This is a genomic window from Sphingomonas oligophenolica (assembly GCF_039522915.1).
GTDB classification, from domain to species: domain Bacteria; phylum Pseudomonadota; class Alphaproteobacteria; order Sphingomonadales; family Sphingomonadaceae; genus Sphingomonas; species Sphingomonas oligophenolica.
In genome coordinates this window covers 56,115-74,319 of sequence record NZ_BAAAEH010000047.1, presented here as the reverse complement: position 1 = coordinate 74,319, position 18,205 = coordinate 56,115, and the positions used below count along the sequence as shown (strand labels likewise).

At 65.2% G+C, this 18,205-nt stretch carries 11 protein-coding genes; 8 read left to right on the top strand and 3 right to left on the bottom strand.

What is annotated here, in order from left to right; genetic code table 11:
• The first annotated feature begins 29 nt into the window (after positions 1-29).
• Positions 30-776: a hypothetical protein gene (locus ABD050_RS21700; RefSeq protein ID WP_343891609.1), complete on the top strand. Its 747-nt coding sequence runs from the start codon at positions 30-32 to the stop codon at positions 774-776.
• A 137-nt stretch (positions 777-913) separates the two neighbouring features.
• A complete protein-coding gene (locus tag ABD050_RS21695; protein WP_343891608.1) occupies positions 914-2,650 on the top strand; it encodes a methyl-accepting chemotaxis protein in 1,737 nt (578 codons plus the stop codon).
• A gap of 288 nt (positions 2,651-2,938) precedes the next feature.
• Here ABD050_RS21695 and ABD050_RS21690 read toward each other — a convergent pair whose 3' ends face one another.
• Positions 2,939-3,511, bottom strand: coding sequence for a hypothetical protein (locus tag ABD050_RS21690; RefSeq protein ID WP_343891607.1), 573 nt, complete (start codon positions 3,509-3,511; stop codon positions 2,939-2,941).
• A gap of 203 nt (positions 3,512-3,714) precedes the next feature.
• On the opposite strand from ABD050_RS21690, the gene ABD050_RS21685 reads away from it, so the two are divergent.
• Both ABD050_RS21685 and ABD050_RS21680 read left to right on the top strand, forming a co-directional pair.
• Positions 3,715-4,776 (top strand): type I restriction endonuclease, encoded by a 1,062-nt coding sequence (locus ABD050_RS21685; RefSeq protein ID WP_343891606.1) that lies wholly within the window; start codon positions 3,715-3,717, stop codon positions 4,774-4,776.
• 88 nt (positions 4,777-4,864) lie between these two features.
• Positions 4,865-9,601, top strand: a complete 4,737-nt coding sequence (locus ABD050_RS21680) for a DUF3320 domain-containing protein (RefSeq protein WP_343891605.1) — start codon at positions 4,865-4,867, stop codon at positions 9,599-9,601.
• 123 nt (positions 9,602-9,724) lie between these two features.
• Here ABD050_RS21680 and ABD050_RS21675 read toward each other — a convergent pair whose 3' ends face one another.
• Both ABD050_RS21675 and ABD050_RS21670 read right to left on the bottom strand, forming a co-directional pair.
• The gene (locus tag ABD050_RS21675) at positions 9,725-10,252 is read right to left on the bottom strand and encodes a GNAT family N-acetyltransferase (protein WP_343891604.1); all 528 of its coding nucleotides are present in this window, start codon (positions 10,250-10,252) and stop codon (positions 9,725-9,727) included.
• A 25-nt stretch (positions 10,253-10,277) separates the two neighbouring features.
• The gene (locus tag ABD050_RS21670) at positions 10,278-10,562 is read right to left on the bottom strand and encodes a type II toxin-antitoxin system TacA family antitoxin (protein ID WP_343891602.1); all 285 of its coding nucleotides are present in this window, start codon (positions 10,560-10,562) and stop codon (positions 10,278-10,280) included.
• Positions 10,563-10,840: 278 nt separating this feature from the next.
• Between ABD050_RS21670 and ABD050_RS21665 the strand changes: the two genes are divergently transcribed.
• The 4 genes from ABD050_RS21665 to ABD050_RS21650 all read left to right on the top strand — a co-directional run bounded on the left by ABD050_RS21665 (position 10,841) and on the right by ABD050_RS21650 (position 18,195).
• Complete coding sequence (locus ABD050_RS21665; RefSeq protein WP_343891601.1) at positions 10,841-11,389, top strand: helix-turn-helix domain-containing protein; 549 nt, start codon at positions 10,841-10,843, stop codon at positions 11,387-11,389.
• Positions 11,382-12,914: a terminase gene (locus tag ABD050_RS21660; protein WP_343891600.1), complete on the top strand. Its 1,533-nt coding sequence runs from the start codon at positions 11,382-11,384 to the stop codon at positions 12,912-12,914. The genes ABD050_RS21665 and ABD050_RS21660 overlap by 8 nt, the downstream gene beginning before the upstream one ends.
• Before the next feature lie 143 nt (positions 12,915-13,057).
• A complete protein-coding gene (locus ABD050_RS21655) occupies positions 13,058-13,279 on the top strand; it encodes a hypothetical protein (protein WP_343891599.1) in 222 nt (73 codons plus the stop codon).
• 299 nt (positions 13,280-13,578) lie between these two features.
• Positions 13,579-18,195, top strand: a complete 4,617-nt coding sequence (locus tag ABD050_RS21650) for an NAD-glutamate dehydrogenase (RefSeq protein ID WP_343891598.1) — start codon at positions 13,579-13,581, stop codon at positions 18,193-18,195.
• Positions 18,196-18,205 lie beyond the last annotated feature (10 nt).

The following is an 18,205-nucleotide window of genomic DNA, read 5'->3' as shown; positions in this document are numbered from 1 at the left end:
CACCGTTTTCCGGGAGGGGGGCAAGCGACATGGCGACAGCATTTGGCGGCAATATCGGCGGCGGCGCGAATGGCGGGCTGACCAGCTCGGCCGGGCGCGACCGCAGTTTCTTCCTGATCATGGCGCTCGTGATCGCGGCGACGGTGGTGAGCGGCTTCACGCTTCAGTTCGTCGCCGGCCGATCGAGCCTCGCCTCGCCCTGGTGGGTGCATGTCCATGGCCTCACCTTCATGGGCTGGCTGCTGATCTATCTCGCGCAGAACCTCCTGGTGTGGCGCGGCGACGTGGCGGCGCACCGCAGGCTCGGCCGGTTCGCCGCCTTTTATGTCGGCTGGATGGTGCTGGTCGGGCTGAGCGTGAACACGCTTTCCGCGATCAACCACCGCATCCCGCCGGTGTTCGAGCCGAACGTCTTCCTCGTGATGGACTGGATGACGGTGCTGACCTTCGCCGGGCTGACCTGGGCCGGCGTGCGCAACCGCAACCGGACCGACTGGCACCGCCGGCTGATGCTGTGCGGCGCGATCATCGTGATGACGCCGGGCGTCGGCCGGCTGCTGCCGCTGCCGCTGCTCGGCACCTGGATCATCTGGACGATCTGGGCGGTGATGCTCGTCTATGTGAGCGCCGCGATGATCTATGACGTGGCGACGCGCGGCCGGGTGCACCCGGCCTATTTCTGGGGCTTCGGCACGATCACCCTGGCGATCGCGCTGATCCGCCCCCTCGCCTTCACCGCGCCGATGCTCGCGCTGACGGCGAAGCTGATGGGGTGAGCGCGGGGGCCGCGGCTGAATGCCCCCGGCGCGTTTTTTCCCGAATTCCGCGGGCCGGGTAACCCGGCTGTAACATCGCGGCCCGAAGGGCTTGGCCAAAGCAAAAAAAGGAGAGGCCAGACCCATGGGAGCCTTGAATGTTCGGCCGAAGCCTCGTCCTCCGCTTGATGCTCCCGCTCGTCCTGATGATGGCGCTGGTGATCGGCACCGCCTGGCTCGAGCGCAGCGCGCGCTACCGGATCGCCGCCGCGCAGGACGGCGTCGAGGCGCAGGTCACCCGCATGCTGATGCTCGCCGAGCTCCGCTCGACCAGCCGCGCCCTGCAGCGCGACGCGCTCAACCTCGCCACTGAGCCCGGCGGCCCCGCGCTCGAGGAGATCGGCGACCGCTTCAACCGCCGCCACCGCGCGTTCATTGACGAGATGGCCGCGCTGGCGAAACTCCCGGGCCGCCCCGGCCCCGATTATTTCGAAACCCAGCGCGAGGTGCTGAAGCAGCTCGCCGCCGTCCGCGACGCCGCCGCGACTGACCGCGCCCATGCCCTGCTCCTGTTCCGCAAGCAGGTCCGCCCCGCCGAGCGCCGCGGCTCGGCCATCGCCGACGCGCTGATCAAGGCCGACCAGGCCCGCATCGCCACGCTGCACGACGAGGTCCAGGCGCTCGAGACCCTGTCGGACCGCCAGGTTCTCCAGGTCTCGGCCCTGCTCTCGATCGCCGCGCTCGCCATCGCGCTCTACATCACCTTCCGCACCGTGCTCCAGCCGCTGAACGAGATCCGCGCCGCGATGGAGAAGCTCGCGGCCGGCGATGCCGATCTCGCCGTGCCCCATGCCGGCCGCGCCGACGCGATCGGCGTGATGGCCCGCTCGATCGAGATCTTCCGCGGCGCCGCGCGCGAGCGCGACGCGCTGCTCCGCCAGGGCGCAGAGGCCCATGCCGCGATCGCCGAGCAGGAGCGGCGCGCCGAGAAGCGCCGCCGCGAGGCCGAGGCGGCCGACGCCCAGCGCGCCGCGCTCGACACGCAGCGCCGGCACCTGCTCCATGATCTCGCCGCCAAGATCGACACCAGCATGTCGGCGGTCAACGAGAAGCTGCGCGCCTCGGTCGAGCGCCTCACCCGCTCGGCCGACGAGGTGGCGCGCCACGCGGTCGATGCCGGGCGCAAGGCAAGCCTCACCACCGGCGCCGCGGAAAAGGTGACGCGGGATCTGGAGGCGGTCTTTTCCAATGGCGGCGAGCTGGCCGAAGTGGTCGACGGCCTGCGCGGCGAGACCCAGGTCGCGGCCGAGGCGATCCGCACCGCGGCGACCCGCTCGCGCGCGGCGGCGGCGCAGGTCGCGATGCTCGCGGAAAAGGCCGATCAGGTCGCCGCGATGGCCGAGCTGATCCGCAGCGTCGCCCAGAAGACCACCCTGCTCGCGCTCAACGCGACGATCGAGGCGGCGCGGGTCGGCGATGCCGGCTCGGGCTTCGCGGTGGTCGCCTCGGAGATGAAGAACCTCGCGAAGCAGACCTCGGCGGCGACGGTCGAGGTGGACGGCCAGGTCGAGAGCATCCGCTCGGCCGCGGTCGACGCCGGCACCGCGCTTGCCTCGATCGACGAGGCGATCGGCCAGATCGAGCGCCATGCCGGCCTGGTCGCGAGCGCGGTCGAGCAGCAGGGCGGCGCGAGCGATGCGATCCGCAAGGGCATGGCGCTCGCGCTCGATCAGCTCGCCACGGTCGGCACCCATATGCTCAACCTGGGCGAGACGGCCGAGAGCACCGGCGTGGTCGCCGGCGCGCTCGAGGCCGAGGCGACCCGGCTCGGCGCCGATGCCGAGATGGTCGACAGCGCGCTCCGCCGGGTGATCGGCGACTTGCGCGCGGCGTGAGCGCGCGCGCTCTTCACCAGGTGCGGGGTTTGGGGGGTGGGGGCGCGCGTCTACGCGCTCAACAGGACTCGTCGCCAAGATCGTGTGCAGCTTCCGGCGCACAAACGATCCAGTGCCGCATGGTTAGGCCACGAGCGTTAAATCTGATCCGTTCGTCCTGAGTAGCCATCGAGTAGCCGCGTAGCGGCGTATCGAGAGGGCGTATCGAAGGACAGGCCCCGAGCGACAACCTGTCCTTCGATAGGATCCAATCCTGTTCCATCCTGATCGCGAGATCACCCCACCCCCTCACCCCCGCTGCGGCAGATCAGCCTCGGCCCCCCGCGCCAGCGCATCCACCTCTTCGGGCGTCAGCGCATAGTCCGGAACATAGGCCAGCCCGATCCGCTGGAGATCGGCCGCTTTCCCGATCACCAGCCGGTCGCCGGGCCCGAATGCGCGCGCCACCAGCGCGCTCAGCGCCGCGGCCGCCCCGGGCGACCGGCCGGTCGGCAGCAGCGAGATATCGGCGATATACTCCCCGATCGCGACCCACATATGGCCATCCCAGTCGAGATCGGTCCGCAGGAACGGCATATGCGTTTCAGGGAAGGACCGTGCCGTCCCGAACACCCGGACAGTATCGGCATAGAGCGTGCCGGCGATCAGATAGGCCGGCGCCTCGACCGCCGAGCGGAGCGCGACCGCATAGACGGCGCTCATCGCGCAACAGGCGCGCGGGACCGGGGGGAAGCGCTCCATCAGCGCGATGCCGGTCTCGGCAAGGGCCGCGCGGCCGGCGGGCGACAGGGTGCAGGCAGCGAAGGCGGTTGCGGCTTCGGGGGAGTGGGTCGCGGCGATGAGGTCGGGGAGTGTGGGCATCGGACACCTCGCGGAGGCGGGGTGATAGCGGGGAATGGGCGTGGAGTCGTTTATGGGGTGCGTTGAGGGGGGCTTAAGGGTGTTTCGTCCCCAACCTCTCCCCTCAATGTTCCAGCCGTCCAATTTCAAGATGTTGCTCGATTTGCCTTTAGTCCGATTCGCATGCAAGTTCCCGCTCATAAATATGCAGGGGGGAAAATAACATGGACTTGGCGACACGTCTTACTGAGCTCGCCGCGAAAACGCAGCAGCATCGGGAGGTACTGCTAACTGAACAGGCCGCCAAAACGGCCCTTGTCATGCCGTTCATAAACCTTCTGGGCTACGACGTATTTAACCCGTCCGAGGTGATACCGGAATACATAGCCGACGTCGGAACGAAGAAGGGTGAAAAGGTCGATTACGCCATTTGTATAGAAGGCAAATTGTCCATCTTGATTGAGTGCAAGCCATCCACGGGAGATCTTACGATCAACCATGCCTCGCAATTATTTCGCTATTTCAGTGTGACGGATGCCAGGCTTGCGATCCTAACCAACGGCGTAGTCTACAAGTTCTTTTCCGACTTAGACCAACCGAACAAGATGGACACGCAGCCATTTTTCACACTGAGCTTAGATGCCGTTCGCAAGTCCGACGTGCGCATTCTCGAAAGCTTCACCAAGGCTGGTTTTGACATCGACGCGATCGTGCGCGAGGCATCCAACCTGAAACTGGAATCGCTGGTCAGGAAAGAACTAGAACGCGAGATGGCGACCGCGTCGGAAGAGTTTGCAAGGTTAGTCGCTAAACGGGTTTATTCGGGGCAGGTCACGTCCCAGGTCAAAGACAATTTTATGCGCCTGATCGCCAATTCGTTTTCAGCGATCGTTCGCGATCATGTGAACGATCGGCTGACCTCTGCCCTGAATGCCTCGGCCGTTCCCGAGCATGACGAGGGCTCAGCACCCTCGGCGGAAGAGGTCATCACAACCGAGGAGGAGGTTAGCGGCTTCCGGATCGTCCAAGCCATTGCGTCCAAGCTGGTCGATCCCAAACGCATCGCGATGCGCGATGCGAAATCCTATTGCGCAGTCCTGTTGGATGACAACAACCGCAAGTCGTTGGCACGACTGCACTTCAATGGCCTGACAACGAAATATGTTGGCACATTCGATGGGCAGGTCGAGACACGCAATCTGATCAGCGACCTGACCGATATCTATAAATTTGCTCCGCAATTGGAAGCCCGTATCAAAGAGCTTGAGAGCAAAAAGGCCACCTGAAGGCTGGTCAGCGCCTGAATCCTGCCTCTGCAAGAATCATATCAGGCGCATTCGGCGCCACAGAGAAGTATCGAAAGGGTCTTACCCCGTGCATGAAGAAGAGCCGCCTGTGGACGGTGGCGAGTACAGGAACGACAGCGCACAACCAGGTTCGGCTCGCTCAATCCAGAAGCTGTTCGATGACACGCGCAAGCGATTGGTTGAAACTGGCACGCGCAATCGACTTGTGCATGTCAACCGGGCCAACACACGCGGCAACGTCGTCAATATCGTCAATGAGCGATCAGATGATGTCTGGACGATCCTGTCATCGGGTAAAGCCATGCGTTTTCGCGCGCTCGGTCGTGACGTGCGCAGGGGCGATGAAGCATCTGAAATTGTCTTGGCGAACGAGGCGGACGAGGATGTTGAAATCGACCGTTACACCGACAATCAGCTGGAAACGCGGCTAGGGCCGGATGGACTTGCCAAAAAGCTGCTCAAAATCGCACGGGAAGCCAAGACGGCGGAGGAAGAGCAAGGCGTCAACATTCTCTATCTGGCGCTGGGCTTCCTTACTTGGTTCGAAGACTCCACATCAGCCGTCGCAAGAGAGGCTCCTCTCATATTGCTCCCGGTCGAACTGGTGCGTAACGCTCGCACGTCAACTTATGATCTGCGACTACGGGATGAGGATCTAATAACCAATCTGCCGCTTCAGCAGCGGTTGGTCGAGGACTTCGGACTCAAGCTTCCGCCGGTAGATGTCGGGGAGAGTTGGAGTCCATCCGATTATTATGCAGATGTCGAAGCCATCATCGCGGATCGTGCACGGTGGAAAATCGACCGTGACGCGATGCAGCTAGGATTCTTTTCCTTCTCCAAACTGCTGATGTATCTCGATCTCGCGCTCGATGCCTGGCCGAACGACGCGCTTGAAGGACATGCGCTGACACGCGGGCTGCTTTATGAGGGCTTCGGCACCGAGCAGCCATTGTTCGGGCCTGATGACCGCCTTGATGACATTCTGCCCCCCGACAAAATGTTTCATGTAGTCGATGCCGATTCCAGTCAGGCCCGCGTAATCGAGGAGGTGCGTGCGGGGCGGAATCTGGTAGTTCAAGGGCCGCCGGGGACTGGCAAGAGTCAAACGATCACTAATATCGTCGCCGCGGCCGCAAAGGAGGGAAAGACCGTCCTGTTCGTTGCTGAGAAAATGGCGGCACTGTCAGTGGTCCACGATCGTCTGGTTAAGGTCGGACTGCGCGACGTTTGTCTCGAATTGCATTCAAAATCAGCCAACAAAAAGATAGTGCTGGCGGAGGTTGCACGCACACTCGGCGCCGCCCAGGCAGTGCCGGCCATGCCTCACGCTCCCGTCGCGCTTACCGAGACAAGGGACCGCCTAAATCGGATCGCAGATGCCCTGCACACGCCGATCGCGGCTACGGGCGAGACACCTTTCTCTGTCCTTGCGCGCCAGGCCCGGTACATTGGGATGGATGCGCCTGCTCCGATGCTTGACGCTGACGTGCTGATGACCATGACGCAGGCGCAAGAGCGATCTCTTGCCGATGATCTTATGGAGTTCGGCAGCCTACTGAAGAGTCTTGGTGCACTGCGATCGCACCCGTTCTGGGGCGTTGGCGCGCTTGAGCTGCAGCCGGTCGAACTTTCGCGGCTGAAGGGCGACCTAGCGACGGCAACAGAAACGGCGCGAGTTCTGCGAAACGCCCTGGACGCTCCACTGAAAGGGATGCGGTTGCCGTTGGCGCGATCGCTATCCGCCGTTCCGGCGGTTGCCGATACGATGCGGGATCTAACGGACCTTCCCAGAGGTGAAGAAGCTCTTGCAAACGCGATTTTCCACGTCTCCGATCCTGCTCGGCTTAGTGAAGCGCTGGATACCGCTCTCGCTTGGCGCCAAGCACGTGATGTCGAAAATGCCGCGTTTGTGGAATCCGCGTTCGACGACGATGTCATTTCGATACGCGCACCACTGGCTGCCGGAAGCGGATCCTTGTTCGCGCGATGGGGACCCGCATATCGCCGTGCTTCGCGCCAGCTCGGCGGCATGCTGCGCGGCGCCGTGCCCAAGGCGGCGGCGGATCGGGTCGGCATGGTTGATCGCCTCCTCGAAGTGAAGCGCCTGCGTGCCCGGTGGGGCGATGATGAGGCATTTATGAACGCGGCGCTTGGTGAGATTTGGCGCGGCGAGAGGACTGATTTCGCGCGTGTCGCTAGAACGGCCCGGTGGGTATCCAGCGCACGCGACGTTCCGCTGAAGATCGATAGCGAACTTGCTCTCGCATTAGGTTCGGATGAGCCGAGGCTTCAGGTGATGATCGATGAGCTGAGGCGCCAAGCACCACCGGCCCGAAGTTCCATCGATCGTGTGTCCGATGTTTTACAGCTTGATCCCGAAGTGTTTGACGGCGGCACGGATGGCGTAGATCTGGTAGATATTATCGCGCGTTTCTCGGCAATGGCGGATTCCGTGGATCGCTATGCCGAATGGGCACAGTTGCGCAGGTTGGAGAAGCGACTGGCAGTCGGCGGTCTGGAAGCACTAGCCACGAGAGTTGCCAGCGGCGCGCTGGACGGTAGTGCCGCCGTCATCGAGATGAAGTTCGCACGCGCCGAACGGTTATGGAAGGAGGCCATCGCGACATGGCCGGAACTCAGAGAGATCAGCACATTAGATCGACACGCGCTGTCACGGGAATTTGCTAACCTTGAGCGTTCGCGACTGAAGGAGAATGTGACAACGATTCTTGCGGGGCATTTGTCGCAAGTGCCACAGGGTGCGCTAGGCGAAATGAAAGTCGTCCGGGGAGAAATCGGCAAAAAGCGTGCGCACATTGCGTTAAGGCGGTTGTTCGAACAAGCGCCTGCGGCTCTTCAGAGAATCAAGCCGGTAATGCTAATGAGCCCGATTTCGGTAGCGCAATATCTGACGCCGGGACGGCTCAGTTTCGACCTTTTGGTTATTGATGAGGCGAGCCAGGTGCGTCCAGAAGATGCCCTCGGCGCCATCGCACGGGCCCGACAGATCGTTGTCGTAGGTGACCAGAAGCAATTGCCTCCCTCATCGTTCTTCGACCGGCTGATCGCCGACGACGGTGAGAGTGAGGACGAGGCAGAGGAGGGCGAAGAGAATCTGCTAGGCGGGGCCGCCGCCTTGGGAACACTCGAGAGCATCCTGTCGCTATGTGAGGCGCGCGGCCTCTCCTCCCGTATGCTGCAGTGGCACTATCGATCGCGCGATCCTTCGCTGATCCGGGTCTCCAATCGCGAATTTTATGAGGATGGGCTGATCCTACCGCCCTCGCCATTGCAGGAAGATCCCGCTTACGGGCTGATCTTCACCAAAGTCGATGGTGTGTATGACAAGGGAGGCAAGCGGGACAATCGGAAGGAGGGCGAGGCCATTGTCAGCCGCATTGCCGAGCATGCTCGTTTACACCCCGATCTGTCATTGGGTGTTGTGACCTTCTCCTCCGCGCAGAAAAACACGATTACGGAGTTGCTTGAACTGGCGCGGCGCACCGACAGCGCGCTCGATACATTTCTTCGCGAAGGGCAGTCGGAAGACCTGTTCGTGAAGAATATCGAGAACGTGCAAGGTGACGAGCGGGACGTCATCCTCGTAAGTGTCGGGTACGGTCCGACGATCGCCGGCGGGCGGTTGACCAGCATGACGTTTGGGCCGGTCAACGGTGAGGGTGGAGAGCGGCGACTGAACGTGCTTTTCACTCGCGCCCGGATCAGGTGCGAAGTGTTCGCTTCCTTCGATCCCGGCGATATCGATGCCAGCCGAGTCTCGCGGGAGGGGCCTCGTATCCTTCGGCGATTCCTGGAGTTCGCCAAATCTGGCAAGCTGGACGACGCGGTCATCACTGGCGAACCGGCAGATACGCCGTTCGAGGAGGATGTTGCCGATGTTATTCGGTCGTTCGGCTTCCTTGCGGATCCTCAGGTCGGGTCAGCTGGCTTTCGTATAGATCTCGGCGTACGTCACCCCGACAAACTAGGAACCTACCTGCTAGCCGTCGAATGCGACGGTGCCACCTATCACTCCGCTTTGTGGGCTCGCGAGCGTGACCGGCTACGTCAGGACGTGCTTGAACATCTTGGTTGGCGCTTCCATCGCATCTGGAGCACCGATTGGTTTTATAACCGTCGGACGGAAATCGAACGATTGCGAGCAGCTCTCGTCGAAGCGCATAGCGACAAGGCTGGCGTTCGGATTTCAGGAGCGAATACGGCGCGTGTGATCCAGGATGATGCCGCTGCCCCAGCCGTCGAAGCCTTTGTTGTGCCGCCAACAATCGAGCGAAAAATGCCGGTCTATCTCCGTGCATATTTTCCGGTGAGCAGCCATCTGGAACCGCATGAAGTGTCGATGTCGACATTGGGCCCGTTGGCGCTGCGAATCGTCGAGATCGAAGGCCCAATTTGTACAGACGAAGTTGCGCGCCGTATTGCTGCTTGTTTCGGCCGGGAAAAGGCTGGCCGGCGTATTCTGGCAGCTGCTCGTCACGCCTTAATCGGTCAGGCCCGCCTTATATCCGACTTGCACAACGACGGCGATTTCTGGTTCACCTCCTCGCAAAAAGCCGATCCCCCGGTGCGCGACCGCAGCGATGAATATGGCGCGACAATCAAAGCTGATGCGATCTCAATGCTGGAAATTCGAGCTGCTTTGGCGATCGCTCGCGGCGATAACGCCGGCGGGGCCGACGCTGATTTAGTGCGTTCTGCGGCGCGATTGCTCGGTTTCCGCCGCGTCGGGTCTGATCTCCAAGCGCGGCTCATGCAAGGGTTGGCAGACTGTTTGGCTTGAGCGATGACCCGGTGATCGCGCGCTTCACGTGGCGTGTACTCGGCGACCCGCAGACTGCGTTGCAGCGGCAGCGCATCCAGTGACGGCAGGTATCGCAAGCGAGGCCGCATACTATGAAGATCGTCAGCCGAGCGAGCCCGCGATCTCCTCCACCGGCAAATACAGTGTCCGGCTCCCTGCGGGAAACAGGTGGAAGCCAAAGCGCAGATAAAAGGCAACGGCGTCGTCATCGATTGCATGCACCATCAACATGCGGACACCGACGGATTGCGCGATATCCAACGTGCGCTGCAACGCCTGACGCAGCAGAGCAGTGCCGAGGCCCACGCCTGCGTGGCGGCGATCCACCGCCAGCCGCCCAAGCACCATCACCGGCACTGGATTCGGCAGGTTGTGGCGATATTTGCCGCGTATCTCGCTCAGCGCCACGCCGCCCGTCGCGAGCGAATAATAAGCGACCACCGCGCCGGCCTGAGGCCCGCTCTTGGCGACGACGACATAGGTACGCGAAGCCCGCCCCTCATTGTCGAGCGCGCGGGTGCGAAGCCAGGTATCGAGTGGCGGCTTCCCGCTGTTGAAGCCGTCCAGCCGGTGTTCGGCCGCGATCGGCGCCGGCTCTGCATAGCGGGGTTGCGAGGCGCGGGACGTCACGCGCGCGCTATCGCTTCGGCTTTCCCTATTCCCACGGCGCCTTGCTCGCCATCAGCGCGCGCAGCGCCGCATTCGGCCTGGGCGGCTTCGCCAGCGCTTCGGCCAGGGCCCGGCTCTGCTCGGGATCGAGGGTGAACACCCGCTGATCGAGCAGCACGTCGACGGCATGGAGACGCGCGCTCTCCACCATGAATTCGGTGCGCGACTTGCCTTGCGACGCCGCGGCCGAATCGATCAGGTCGCGCGTGCGGGCGGGCAGACGCATGGTGATGGTGGTATCCGACTTGGGGCGGTCGGCGGCGCTGGCCATTGCTCTACTCCTCTGGAGAAAAATAGGTTGAGGTAATTACATTGTCAATACATCGTGCCGCACTGTCGGCTTGTATGATGCCACCACTAAAGGCACGGTAGGGGCCCGATGGCCCGAGTGAAGAAGCGCTAATATACTTATTTATAATGATATTTTCTAATCCATCGCCCCGCCCAAAATGTCAGCAACCCTCATGACATTCCCAACACCCACCCCGTTCCGCTCCCCACCCCAACCGTCGATTCAACCGCAACCCAACCCGCGCTATCCGCAGCGCCATGATCTACGAACCCGCCTTTGCCGATCAGGCCCGCCACCTCTGCCGCCTCGGCGCCACTGACGAGGAACTCGCCGAGCATTTCGAGGTCTGCGTCCGCACCATTTATCGCTGGCGCAACACCCATGAGGAATTCGCCGAGGCAGTCGTCGCCGGCAAGGAGCACGCGGATTCCCGCGTCGAACGCGCTCTCTATTCCCGCGCCGTCGGCTGCAGCGTCGAGCGCGTGAAGATCTTCAAGCATGCCGGCGATCCCGATCCGGTCTATGCGCCCTATCGCCTCCATCTCCCGCCCGATGCCAATGCCGCGCTGCAATGGCTCCGCGTCCGCCAGCCGAAGAAGTGGCGCGCCACCGAGGAGGAGAAGGACGATCCCGGCGTCATCGCGATGTTCGAAAAGGCGATCGCCCGCGTCTCCGATCCCAACTCGCCCTTCGCGCGGTCCCGCCCCGCCGGCGCGCCGCCCGGCAATGATAGCGCCCCCGTCCCCGCCCCGGTGCCCGCCCCCGTCTACGTCAAGGCGCATCTGCGCGCGCCGCGCCATGGGTGAGGGGTCCTTCCCCGAGCACTGGGTCAATCTCCTGCTGGGCTGCGCGCATGATCCGCTTCGCTACACCGGCCTCGTCTTCCCCTGGGGCGATGGCGTGCTGCGGGGTGTCGCCGGCCCGCGCGCCTGGCAGCGCGAGGTGATGAAAACGATCGGCGCCCATCTCTCCGACCCCGCCACGCGCTTCACTCCCTGCCGCATCGCCCGCGCTTCGGGCCACGGCATCGGCAAATCGGCGCTGATCGCGATGCTGGTGAAATGGGGGCTCGATACCGGCGTCGACACCCGAATCGTCATCACCGCCAATACCGAGAGCCAGCTGCTCACCAAGACAGCGCCCGAGATCGCGAAATGGCACAATCTCTCGCTGACCAGGGACTGGTTCCGCGCGACCGCGACCTCGCTCGTCTCCACCGAGCCCGGGCATGATCGCGGCTGGCGCGCCGATCTCGTCACCTGGAGCGTCGCCAATACCGAGGCGTTCGCCGGCCTGCACAACCAGGGCAAGCGAATCATCCTGGTGTTCGACGAGGCATCGGGCATCGCGGCGAAAGTGTGGGAGGTGGCGCTGGGCGCGCTCACTGATGCCGAGACCGAGATCATCTTCCTCGCCTTCGGCAACCCCACGCATAATACGGGGCCTTTCCGCGAATGTTTCGGGCGGCACCGGCATTTGTGGAATGCGGGGCAGATCGACAGCCGGCGGGTCGAGGGGGTGAACAGCGCCTATCTCGACGAGCTGGTCGCGACCTATGGCGAAGACAGCGACATCGTCCGCGTGCGGGTGCGCGGGCAATTCCCCAGCGCCTCGTCGATGCAGTTCATCGAGAGCTCGCTGGTCGAGGCGGCGCGGGCGCGGCCGGCCAATGCGCTGCCGGACGAGCCGGTGATCTTCGGGCTCGATTGCGCGCGCTTCGGCGACGATCGCTCAGTGCTGGCGATCCGCCGCGGGCGGGATGCGCGCTCGCGGCCGTGGCAGAGCTGGCATCATCTCGATTCGATGACCCTGGCGGGCGATGTCGCGCTCGCGGCGCAGAAGTGGCGGCCCGATGCGATCTTCGTCGATGCCGGGAATATCGGCGCCGGCGTGGTCGATCGGCTGCGGCAACTGGGCGTCGGGAATGTGCATGAAGTGTGGTTCGGCAGCACCGGGCAGGATGCGCTGTGGGCCGGCGATGTGCGGGTGAAGACGGCCAACAAGCGCTCCGAGATGTGGACTCATCTGCGCGGCTGGCTGCCGGGCGCGACCATCCCGGATTCGGATGTGCTGGCGGCTGACCTGACCGGCGTCGAATATGGCTATGCGGCCGACCAGGTCTCGATCCTGCTCGAGAAGAAGGAGCATATGAAGCGGCGCGGCCTCGCCTCGCCCGATTGGGGCGATGCGCTGGCGCTGACCTTCGCCGAGCCGGTGATGCCCAGGGTGAATGGCTGGCCGGCCGACTGGCAGCCCCAGCCGAGCGTGCGCAAGCTGACGGCGCGCGAGGAATGGTACGAGACCTACAAGGATCTCGGGGTGGAGATGTGAGGGGCTGAACGAGCGGGCGGGAGGGAGGGAAAACCCGCCAACCATATGCGATTCCTATGCCGATCGCCGGGTTTCGCTCTCGATCCGAAACGGGCGCTACGGCCATGTTCGTCCTTTGCCGGGTTGCGGCGAAAGGACGGGTGATGAAACGGGTTCGGACGGCCGGCGCTGGGCTGGTCGCGGTGAGCGTGGTGGCGATCGGGCTGTTGCAGGCGATGCTGGCGGCGGCGCCGCTGCGCCACCAGGCGACGCCGGTCGAGCTGCTGCTCGCGCTGGTGGCGGTGCTCGCGGGGATGTGCGGCATGGCGATGCTGATCGAGGGCGCGGCGGTCTTCGGCGAGGACCAGGGCCCGCGGCGGGGGTGAGCGGCTACTCTCCTTCTCCCCTTGTGAGAGGGACGCATCCACACATTGTGCGGCGCCCTTCTTCCCCTCTCCTTTTAGGAGAGGGGCAAGCTGCGAAGCAGCGCGGGGTGAGGTTGAGTGCGAGACGATTATACTGGTCACCCTCACCCGACCTCGCTGCGCTCGGCCACCCTCTCCCGCTGGGAGAGGGAATAGGGGAGAAGGAATAGCCGGCGCGGGAAGCGTTGTGCGCCGCAGCAAAAGCCTTCGCACCCGCCACAAGCCTTGAGCTCGGCAATCCCCCGGCGCATAGGGCGGGCATGGCTAGAACGACGTTGAAATCGCTGTCGGATGCGCTCGCCGCCCGACTGACCAAGGGCGCACTTCCGGGGGAATTGCAGGGCTTCGGCAAGAAGGAACAGGCGGAGGCAGCCGCCTTCATGGCCGCCACCGCGGGAACGCGGCCGGCGGGCGCGCCGGTGCTGGCGCTCGAGCCGATGCCCGCGACCGACCCGAGGCGGCGGATGCGGCTCGCGATCGTCAATGACGACATGCCCTTCCTGGTCGATTCAATCGCAGCGACAATTGGTGCACATGGCATCAGCGTCGATCGGATCATCCACCCGGTGCTGTGCGTCACCCGCGGGCCGGACGGGGCGCTCACCGCGGTCGGGGAAGCGGGCGCGCCCGAATCGATGATCTATATCGAGATGGAGCGCGCCGATGCCCGCGAGCGCAAGGAGCTGGTCGCGGCGATCGAGCGCAATCTCGCCGATGTCCGCTCGGCGGTCTCCGACTGGCAGGCGCTGCAGGATGTGATGGCGGCCGATGCCGGGGCGCTCGGCACGACCGAGGGCGCCGCGCTGCTGCGCTGGTTCCTCGATCGCAACTTCACCCTGCTCGGCCATGAGACCTGGCGCGAGGGCAAGAGCGAGGCGCCGCTCGGCATTGCGCGCCATGCCCATGCCGTGCCGATCCTGGCCGAGGCGTCGCGGGCGCTCGCGATTGCCTGGTTCGAAAAGGGCGGCGAGGCGCCGCTGCTGCTCAAGTCGAACCAGATTTCGGGCGTTCACCGGCAGGTGCCGCTCGATCTCGCGCTGGTGCCGATCCGCCCAAGAGAGAAGGGCTCGAAGAAGATCACCGGGCTCTCGATCCATGCCGGCTTGTGGACCAGCGCCGCGCTGAGTTCGCCGCCCGAGGATGTGCCGGTGCTGCGCGCGCGGCTGGCGGCGCTCGAGGCGAAGTTCGGCTTCGATCCGGCGAGCCATGCGGGCAAGGCGCTCACCCATGCGCTGACCGCCTTGCCGCATGATCTCGTCACTGCGTTCGCGGCCGAAGCGCTCGAAGAGGTCGCGCTGACCGCAATGTCGCTGGCCGACCGGCCGCGGCCCAAACTGGTCCTGGTGCGCTCGATCCTCGGGCGGCATCTGTTCGCCTTCGTCTGGCTGCCGCGCGATGACCTCAGCACGGCGCGGCGGATCGCGATCGGCGACATGCTGGCCGAGGCGGCGAACGGCACGGTGCTCAACTGGTCGATCGCGATGGAAGACGGCGTGGTGGCGCAGATCCGCTACACGATCGACCTGCGCGGCGCGGGCACGATGCCCGATGCGGCGGCGCTCGACGCGCGGATCGCGCGGATGGTGCGCGGCTGGGTGCCCGCGGTCGAGGCGGCGCTGGCCGAGGGGCTCGAGCCGGCGCGGGCGGCGCGGCTCGCGCTGCGCCATGCGGCGACCTTTCCGCCGGCCTACCGCACCGGCAACAGCGCCGACGAGGCGGCGCGCGACATCCTGCGGCTGTGCCGGCTGGGTACGCCCGCCGACCGGTCGGTGCGGATCTACCGCGATGCCAATGGCGCGGCGCGGCTCAAGATCTACCGCCTCGGCGGCGCGCTGGCGCTGTCGGACGCAGTGCCGGTGCTCGAGAATTTCGGGTTCCGCGTCATCGAGGAAGTGCCGACCGCGCTCGCCGATGACGAGAAGGGGTTCGTGCACGAGTTCCTGGTCGAGAGCGCCGGCCCGGTGTCGGGCGACACCGCGATCCTCGAGGATGCGATCGCGGCGGTGCTCGAAGGCGGGTCCGAGAATGACGCGTTCAACCGGCTGATCGTCGATGCCGGGTTGGCGCCGGCGTCAGTGGTGCTGTTCCGCGCCTGGTTCCGCTATCTGCGCCAGGCGGGGCTGCCCTATTCGCTGGTGACCGTGGTCGATGCACTGCGGCGCGCGCCGAAAGTGGCGGCGGCGCTGATCGAGCGGTTCGCGGCGGCGCATGATCCGTCGCGCAAGGCGAAGAACGGCGCCATCACGGCCACGGCTGACGCGGCGATCGACCTCGGGCTCGACGCGGTGTCGGCGATCGACGACGACCGCATCCTGCGCGCGCTGCGCAACGTGATCGCAGCGACACTCCGCACCAATGCCTTCGCCCCGGCGGGCGCTGCGGCGCTCGCGTTCAAACTGGACAGCCACCTGATCCCCGGCCTCCCCGCGCCGGTGCCGTGGCGCGAGATCTGGGTCTATTCGCCGCGGATCGAGGGCATCCATCTCCGCGCCGGCCCGGTCGCGCGCGGCGGCCTGCGCTGGTCGGACCGGCGCGACGACTTCCGCACCGAGATCCTCGGCCTGATGAAGGCGCAGCGTGTGAAGAACGCCGTCATCGTCCCGACCGGCGCCAAGGGCGGATTCTATCCCAAGCAGCTGCCGCCGGTCTCGAACCGCGACGCGTGGCTGGCCGAAGGCACCGAGAGTTACCGCATCTTCATCCGCGCGCTGCTATCGGTCACCGACAATATCGTCGAGGGCGCGGTGGTGCACCCCGCTGGCGTGGTCGTCCATGACGGCGACGACCCCTATTTCGTCGTCGCCGCCGACAAGGGCACCGCGACCTTCTCGGACGTCGCCAATGCGATCGCGCTCGAGAACCGCTTCTGGCTCGGCGATGCCTTCGCCAGCGGCGGCTCGGTCGGCTATGACCACAAGGCGATGGCGATCACCGCGCGCGGCGCCTGGGTCTCGGTCCAGCGCCATTTCGCCGAGCGCGGGGTGGACGTGCAGAGCCAGCCGATCCGGGTGGTCGGCTGCGGCGACATGTCGGGCGATGTGTTCGGCAACGGCATGCTGCTGTCGAAGGCACTGAAGATCGTGGCCGCGTTCGACCATCGCCATATCTTCCTCGATCCCGATCCCGACCCCGCTGCGAGTTGGGAGGAGCGCGCGCGGATGTTCGCGCTGCCGCGCTCGAGTTGGGCCGATTACAACCCGTCGCTGATCTCGAAGGGCGGCGGCGTCTATCCGCGCACCGACAAGAAGATCAGGATCTCCAAGCAGGTGGCGAAGGCGCTCGGCATCGAGGCGAGCGAGATGGAGCCCGGCGCGCTGATCTCGGCGATCCTGAAAAGCCCGGTCGACCTGATCTGGTTCGGCGGCATCGGCACCTATGTGAAGGCGGCGGCGGAGAACAACATCCAGGTCGGCGATCCGGCCAACGACCGGCTGCGCGTCGACGCCGAGGATATCCGCGCGACCGCGATCGGCGAGGGCGCCAATCTCGGCGTCACCCAGGCGGGGCGGATCGCTTTTGCCGCGCGCGGCGGGCGGATCAACACCGACTTCATCGACAATTCGGCGGGCGTCGATTGTTCGGACAATGAGGTCAACATCAAGATCGCGCTCAACCGCGAGATGATCGAGGGGCGCCTCGCGTACGAGAAGCGCAACGCCTTCCTCGCGAGCATGACCGACGACGTCGCGCATCTCGTGCTCGAGGACAACCGGCTGCAGACGCTCGGCCTGTCGATCATGGAGAAGGACGGCGCCGCGGCGGTGCCGAGTTACGTCCGGCTGATCGAGATTTTCGAGGCGTCGGGCAATCTCGATCGCGCGGTCGAGGGCCTTGCCTCGAACGACGATCTGCTGCGCCGCGCGCAGGAAGGGCATGGCCTCACCCGGCCCGAGCTCGCGGTGCTGCTCGCGACCGCCAAGCTCGCGCTGCAGGCAGCGATCGAACATGGCGGCCTCGGGCTCGATCCCGATCTGGCGCCTGACCTGCGCGCCGCCTTCCCGCCGGCGATGCGCAAGAAGTTCGCCGCCGCGATCGACCAGCATCGGCTGCGCGGCGAGATCGTCGCGACCAAGCTCGCCAACCGGATCATCAACCGGCTGGGCGTGCTCCACCCCTTCGAACTCGCCGAGGAGGAAGGCGCCGCGATGACCGACATCGCGGCGATGTTCGTCGTCGTCGAGCGGCTGTTCGACCTGCCCGCACTCTGGGCCGAGATCGAGACGGCGGCGATGCCCGAGGCCGCGCGGATCGCGCTGTTCGACGAAGTCTCGGTCGCGACCCGCTCGCAGATCGCCGACCTGCTGCGCGTCACCCGATCGGGCGCCGGCCCGGGCGCCGCGCTGGCGCGGCTGGGGCGCGGCGTCGCGCAGCTCGACAAGCAGACCAAGGCGCTGCTCCTCGAGGAAGCGAGCGCGCAGAGCGCCCGGATCGCGGCGACGCTCGAGGCCGAAGGCGCGCCGAAGAAGCTGGTCCAGAAGGTGGTGCGGCTGTTCGAGCTCGACGGCGCGGTCGGCCTTGCCGATCTCGGCGAGCGGCTCGGCATCGACGAGGCGGTGCTGACCCGCGCCTTCACCCATCTCGGCCAGGCGCTCGGGCTCGACTGGGCGCAGGCGAACGCGGCGCGGATCGTCTCGAGCGACCCGTGGGAGCGGCTGCTGATCGCGGGCCTCGCGCGCGATTTCCAGCAGCTACGGCTCGAGTTCCTCGGCCGTGGCGGCGGCGATCCGCAGCAGCAGGTCGAGGCGTGGCTTGAAGCCAATGCGGGACGGGTCGCGCAGTTCAAGGCAGTGGTCGATCGCGCCCGGCTGGCGCCGGCGCCCAACGCGGCGATGCTGGCGCAGATCGCGGGGCAGGCGCGGGTGTTGCTCGGGCGGTAGCGCTTCAATC

Bases quoted from the DNA above. Each gene is read 5' to 3' on its own strand.
- ABD050_RS21660 (WP_343891600.1), top strand. From the start codon at position 11,382: ATGGGTGAGGGGTCCTTCCCCGAGCACTGGGTCAATCTCCTGCTGGGC.
- ABD050_RS21650 (WP_343891598.1), top strand. From the start codon at position 13,579: ATGGCTAGAACGACGTTGAAATCGCTGTCGGATGCGCTCGCCGCCCGA.
- ABD050_RS21700 (WP_343891609.1), top strand. From the start codon at position 30: ATGGCGACAGCATTTGGCGGCAATATCGGCGGCGGCGCGAATGGCGGG.
- ABD050_RS21670 (WP_343891602.1), bottom strand. From the start codon at position 10,562: ATGGCCAGCGCCGCCGACCGCCCCAAGTCGGATACCACCATCACCATG.
- ABD050_RS21685 (WP_343891606.1), top strand. From the start codon at position 3,715: ATGGACTTGGCGACACGTCTTACTGAGCTCGCCGCGAAAACGCAGCAG.
- ABD050_RS21690 (WP_343891607.1), bottom strand. From the start codon at position 3,511: ATGCCCACACTCCCCGACCTCATCGCCGCGACCCACTCCCCCGAAGCC.
- ABD050_RS21695 (WP_343891608.1), top strand. From the start codon at position 914: ATGTTCGGCCGAAGCCTCGTCCTCCGCTTGATGCTCCCGCTCGTCCTG.
- ABD050_RS21665 (WP_343891601.1), top strand. From the start codon at position 10,841: ATGATCTACGAACCCGCCTTTGCCGATCAGGCCCGCCACCTCTGCCGC.
- ABD050_RS21655 (WP_343891599.1), top strand. From the start codon at position 13,058: ATGAAACGGGTTCGGACGGCCGGCGCTGGGCTGGTCGCGGTGAGCGTG.